Source organism: Cedecea neteri NBRC 105707 = ATCC 33855, assembly GCF_001571265.1.
GTDB classification, from domain to species: domain Bacteria; phylum Pseudomonadota; class Gammaproteobacteria; order Enterobacterales; family Enterobacteriaceae; genus Cedecea; species Cedecea neteri.
This window is the reverse complement of record NZ_BCTL01000095.1, coordinates 1-5,637: the sequence shown is the minus strand read 5'-3', so window position 1 is coordinate 5,637 and position 5,637 is coordinate 1. Positions and strand designations below refer to the sequence as shown.

At 42.3% G+C, this 5,637-nt stretch carries 4 protein-coding genes and 1 pseudogene; 2 read left to right on the top strand and 3 right to left on the bottom strand.

The window, feature by feature from the left end:
• A partial coding sequence (locus CNE01S_RS25915) for a hypothetical protein (protein ID WP_255212438.1) occupies nt 1-2,138 on the top strand: 2,138 nt, incomplete at its 5' end.
• A gap of 584 nt (nt 2,139-2,722) precedes the next feature.
• Here the strand turns inward: CNE01S_RS25915 and CNE01S_RS23675 are convergent.
• The gene (locus CNE01S_RS23675; RefSeq protein ID WP_061279106.1) at nt 2,723-3,946 is read right to left on the bottom strand and encodes a ComEC/Rec2 family competence protein; all 1,224 of its coding nucleotides are present in this window, start codon (nt 3,944-3,946) and stop codon (nt 2,723-2,725) included.
• Nucleotides 3,947-4,543: 597 nt separating this feature from the next.
• On the opposite strand from CNE01S_RS23675, the gene CNE01S_RS23670 reads away from it, so the two are divergent.
• Nucleotides 4,544-4,867, top strand: a complete 324-nt coding sequence (locus CNE01S_RS23670) for a hypothetical protein (RefSeq protein ID WP_061279104.1) — start codon at nt 4,544-4,546, stop codon at nt 4,865-4,867.
• A 48-nt stretch (nt 4,868-4,915) separates the two neighbouring features.
• Here the strand turns inward: CNE01S_RS23670 and CNE01S_RS23665 are convergent, their stop codons facing one another.
• Together CNE01S_RS23665 and CNE01S_RS25670 are read right to left on the bottom strand one after the other, a co-directional pair.
• Complete coding sequence (locus CNE01S_RS23665) at nt 4,916-5,392, bottom strand: DUF4234 domain-containing protein (protein ID WP_061279102.1); 477 nt, start codon at nt 5,390-5,392, stop codon at nt 4,916-4,918.
• Between the two features lie 23 nt (nt 5,393-5,415).
• A pseudogene (locus tag CNE01S_RS25670) lies at nt 5,416-5,637 on the bottom strand (hypothetical protein); the annotation flags it as partial.

The window sequence follows — 5,637 nt, the reverse complement described above, 5'->3', positions numbered from 1 at the left end:
AAACAAACTGCCAAGCTCTGCTTGAGATAGCACTCTCAGGACTTGAAGCGGAACTCATTGGGCAGGCTGCCGCATCACTGCCCGCTGGGGCAAGTACGTTCGTTCTATTCGACACGGTTACTCGCATGCGCCTCGGCAACTTCGCAACGGCGGGAATTCGCGCTCTTTCCGGGTTTGCAGAAGAGTTGATCTCTCAAACCGCATTTAGTATGTCCATTCGAGAGTTTGACAGATTTTGCGATGCGGCAAGTGCGACAGACGCGGTACGGTACGCGGTCTTTAAGTCGCGGCTTGTGTCACAGCGTGGTGATAGAATTAGCTTCTCTCATGAAATGTTTTTCTATTTCTTCATGGCGGAATCTGTAGTCCGGGTAGCGTGCAAAGACTCTGAGCGAATGAAATCTATTCTGCGATCTCCACGGTTCCATGGCTCTAAGGCTCTTATTCTCGGTGCGGTGGAAGACGATTCGACGCTAAAAGATATTTTGGAAAAAACTAATGATAAGGGCCTCCTGGAGTCTTGCGTCCGAGGAGAGTGTGGAGACGCCGCGAGACGTGCCGTCAAAGCAAAGCTTGACGTGCTACTCGCCGAAATGGTCGCAGAGACTTCTGAACTGCGCTTCCTGATGAATGGCGAGGGATGGCATAGCTGTTCGATTGAAACTGGCAATCATCGGCCAACCCTCTCGAAGTTTGAAGTTTTTCTTCCTGCTATTGGCTGGCTTCTAATGCAGGGAGTCCACTTAGAACAAATCATGACGGCATGTCGCATCATGGAAGGAAAAATTGCAGAAGCCAATCGAGAGCTTTATAAGGAAGCAAGGGCCAAAAAGGTACCACTTAGGCACGAGACATTTAGCCAAGCCTATGTGTTCAATCGTAAGATCGCGCTTTCGCAGCTTGTGTCCTTCGTCCATAGTGGTGGCCTAAGTTTTCGCCATAGTCCAAGGAGCGAATTTGGTGAAGCTCTGAAAAAATCATGGAAGGAAGCGAGCACGCATAGCGAATTCTACGTTCTTCTCGGAATCACCAAGTTCACGAAACACGCACCGTGGGCAGCGCCATTTGTGCTGAATCTTCTTGAGAGACTGCAGAGCTTGCCCTACCACCTTCAGCTAGACACGATGGACTTTTGTGTACACTTGAGAAATGTGGATGATGCCGTAAAAGCAAAGATGATCGCGGCGCTTGAGGACTCCATGGACAAATTGGGCGTGTTTTTGAATTCCATGATTTTTGATGCACTGAAAGGGTTAGGTGGACTCGAAGCCGAAGAAGAAAACTACAGAACGGTGGTCTTTGAGGAGATCGAAAGCGCGCTCTCCGAGTCGGGACCTCAGGCCGATACGCAAGCATGGAATATCTTCTCTCGACAATTCGATCACCCGTATGACTGCATTTATTGGGAGGAGATAAACAATCTTGCCAGCGCTCAGAAACGGCAGTTCCTTTTCAAGGCACTCAAAGGAGCAAGCACCGAGTATGTTTCGTTTGTCAATATTCTGATTCGTCAGCTCGCAGATTTCGGTGACTCATCAGTTTCCGAGGCTATTGAACCTTGGCTTAGGTTGCCAGCCAAAAAGTCGGTTATGCCACAAGATGCTGTTGAGGTATTTTTCGCAGCGCACGAAGCGATGGGGATTTTGGACCTCCCACTTCCTACCACTGTGACATCGCCTGTCGATGTTGATGAAACTATGCGGGCCTGCGGGGAATTAGCTTACTGGGCTTGCCGGTTGAGCGATTGCGAACTCGAGTCTTCGGCCCATACTCTTGGTGCGCGCACTACGTTACTGGCTAATTCCGCTTCGGCAAGCGCGGGAGCACTGTGGTATTCAACATCTCAAATGTTGTTTTCGGATGGTACGAGAACTCATGTTGTAAAGAGTTATCCGAACACAGCTTTGGCTGTCTGTCGCGATGCATTGGCTAATCGCGAGTCGCAGAAGACGTACCGCGAACACGGGTTCATTAATGATCTGACACGTATCGTTTCCTTTTCCATTCAAGTGATTGGGCAGTTTGGAGACGCCGACGACTTGCAAAGCTTACGCAGTCTTTGCGACGAAAAGGAACTAGGTCATGAAGCACTTAACGCGGTCCAGAGGATTGAAGATCGTGTTCGTTACCGAAAGTAAATGCGTTAGCGGGGATATTCATGTCCATCAGAACCTCTTTTATCTGACATTGAGTCTCCCTGCTTTTACTATTGACAGTCGAGTAATACGAAATTCTGGACACAAGGTGGCTGCATAGCAGTCCTTGAGCAAGTCGGTAAAAATAACTCGAAGATAAGGGGTTTTGCGCATGGCAATTCCCTACTAAGGCATTTGCAGTATGCCGAAAGATCTCTAAAAATAAATGGGCCGGTGAAGCTGAGCACTTACAGCGAGGAACGTATTTGTAGCAGCATTTATAATTTTTAGGCTATATTAGGTGAAGGTTGAAAATTTGTCTCGGATACAGTTGCATCCAGATAAATACCGGGCCTATTTAAAATAGATGTACAATATGCATCTGGAGAGGATTTATTCCGATAGTAACTTTCAATTGCTTACAATTTAAGCTCATGTTTTGGCTCATAATCTTTTTCCGACACGGCCGTAAACATGAAAAAATCCGTGAATGTACTGTTCGGCAATAACAAACCTTGAATATTAATTATGCTCCTGACAACACAATTTATGATTAAAATCTTCCGAATATATTCCACTCTGCATTACTAAAGGTTAAAGCAGATTTTATCAATTTCTTCATTTTCGTTATCCACGACATTTATAAAAAGCAATGTACTATGTGCATCTAGCGATTCAAACGATGGATGTTTCCAAGTATCATGTGTACCGGCCGAAAAAAAAGCGATAGGTTTTATTAAGTTAGATGGGGATAGAATGAGTTTACTACTTTCTTTGTCCCCATGATGCGGAACAATAATATATGTATAATTACACCTAGTAAGATTGGCTATATTTGGGCATAAATCGGTCCAAATGTATTTATATAAATAGTCCCCAGGAACTAACACTTCTTCCTTACCAGTACGGATATGTGTGACTAATGCATTGTCGTTTTTTTCTTGTGAATTAGATGCTGGTCTGGTGCGATATGAATTCATGAACCCATTGGTGAATTTTATTTTTATTAAGGAGCAGGCTATAATCTTCTGGTGAGTCAATTTATCCTTGAGAAATAAGTCATTTGTATTGCTAGGGATATATATATTTGAAATCATTCCAAACAAATCCGAATCCCAAGAGAGTAGCCGGTGATGGTCGCTATCTAAATGAGATAAAATCATATCTACCTGTGACAATACTTTTAGATCATTTATAAGTTGATTTGTGGAAAGGTTTTTGTAATTAGGTTTTAATATGGGTTTTCCCGCTCCACAATCAAGCAGAACACCTTCTGTTCCATTGTGTATTAGTGAGCACATACCTTGGCCAACAGAATAACTATTTAAATAAAGAGCACCATTCATATCCCTATCTATTTTATTTTGATGTCGGGTATTATTTTGGTTTAAAAAATTTTGTATTAAATTATTTTTATTTACCAGTTGATTGGAAGGGTAAACAAATGCAATACTCAAAATCTTAATTACCTGGAATGCTTGTGTTTCTTTATTTTCTTCTGGAGAATGATAGTTTTTGTAGTAGTACCCTTCACCATTGGCTGAATGTTTGAACTTTAAAAGCATATAACAATCACCGGTTGTGAAGTTTTTTAGATGCCATTGAACGTACAAGTTTCCTTTCTGAGATTTGCGATTGTAAAATTCAGAACCTTTAATATCAATGGTGAAAGTAGATACTGCTTTTGAGTTTTCATTTAGCTCATCCCGATTAAAACTATTTAGGCGAACACCTTGGAATTCTGACATATAATCTAATGTTATGTCCTCTTTGTCTAAACAGCAGACAAAACTTAATATATCTTTATTCATAGAATTTATACCTTCCTATGTAGTCTAACCTTGATCGCGGATTTTCTACTTCCGCCTCCGTTTTTAGCCGCAAAAGCATGTTAATTCCGTGTCAATTTTCCTTCAAGAATAACTCTTAGAATATGGGTCTCATTATGAGATACCGACGATATGGTGCCAGATTTCAGTAGATAATCTATCAAGTCCATCAGTGGATGAAAAGTTCCCCTTACCGCATGAAATACAGTGGTATTTCTCCATCAGGGACTAAAAAACAGTAAGCGCCCAGCCAGAACCTTTTAGTCAGGAGACACGATTCGCCGCCGGTGGGCCAGAGCAGTTTGACCTGACTGCCGCTAAGGCCCCGAAAGGATGAAAACGTAGTCGAACACCGGGCCATTCCACTGCGCTGTCTGCACTTTTGCAGCCAGCCCATTGAAACCACCACGCATGTCGGTGATCTCAGCTACCAGCCTAATTTTGGGTCCCTAAAGATAAATTGTGTGGTGCCGTACATGATTGAACTACATGTAAAATAGTCGCGTCGGTTTAAACTTTTTATACAATTACACACACCATATAGTACACATGTAACTTAAGCAGCAGAGAGGACTCCTGATGGATTTCAATGCTGGAAATTTTTCTGATTTAGCCGAAGGTGACTTCGGCAAGCGTCTCTGGGCGTTCATGAATGAGCGTGAGAATGTTATACGAATGGAGGCCGCAACCTACTTATCTCGCCCCGCACTGGAAGTTGTTCAACCCTACCTTATTGAACGATTTGGTAATGAGGTCAGCAATGAAAACAATGACCGGATTAAACAGATGATTGGGAAAATGGCCCGTCAGGTGATGGAGCATCATGGGTATCAGCTTGACCAGATGGGAGTTCGTCTCAGAAGAAATGAGCTTTTCCTTAGTGCGGCACGCTACAAAAAGTAAAAAAAATAAGAGCGCCATTAATGGTGCTCTTATTTATATATAAAACAACTAACCCTGTTGTTGGCTGAAAATGATTTTGTGTTTCTGGTACTCAGATTCCATACTGTTAATACAGTAAACAATGTAATATATGTTGAATATGAAAGTGTAGAACACGTTCATTTTAAGTTCAAATTTAAACACTTTTAAAACGTAAGCCTGCAGTGCAGTTTTAGCCTTAAAACCCCAGACGATGTACATAACAACGGATGCAAACGATAACAGCGTGGCGATGTGATCCAGAATCGTTTCTTTGTCACTTATTTCATAGCTGAAATCTGACAGAAACCAACCCAAGCCTGTTGCAATGGCGATCCATAGAGGATAATTGTTATCAACAAAGTTATCCTTCATGGCTTCGGTTAATTTCCGCTGATTGAGAAATAACCACATTAACGGGTAAATGCCACCTGTAACAGCGGTCAACAGCACAAAGTTTAATACCTTAGTATCAAGGTTATTCTTTAATAAATTTATATCGTTCATCTTTATTCCCTTACATCAGCCAATTACCATTTAAAAGCGAATGAACCCTTATTTGTACCAACCACTAACTCAAGAGGCCTACACTGAGAAAATGATTGATTAGTTGGGCTGGTAAATGAATACGACTGACCGAACCCAAGCCTTTTGTTTACGTTCTGTCCCCCGTCTGCTGTAGAGATAACACAGTTGCCACGGTTAAGTACGAGAGATTTGATAGTGACATCATTATCGACACTGGTAATGTT

Bases quoted from the DNA above. Each gene is read 5' to 3' on its own strand.
- CNE01S_RS23675 (WP_061279106.1), bottom strand. From the start codon at position 3,946: ATGAATAAAGATATATTAAGTTTTGTCTGCTGTTTAGACAAAGAGGAC.
- CNE01S_RS23670 (WP_061279104.1), top strand. From the start codon at position 4,544: ATGGATTTCAATGCTGGAAATTTTTCTGATTTAGCCGAAGGTGACTTC.
- CNE01S_RS23665 (WP_061279102.1), bottom strand. From the start codon at position 5,392: ATGAACGATATAAATTTATTAAAGAATAACCTTGATACTAAGGTATTA.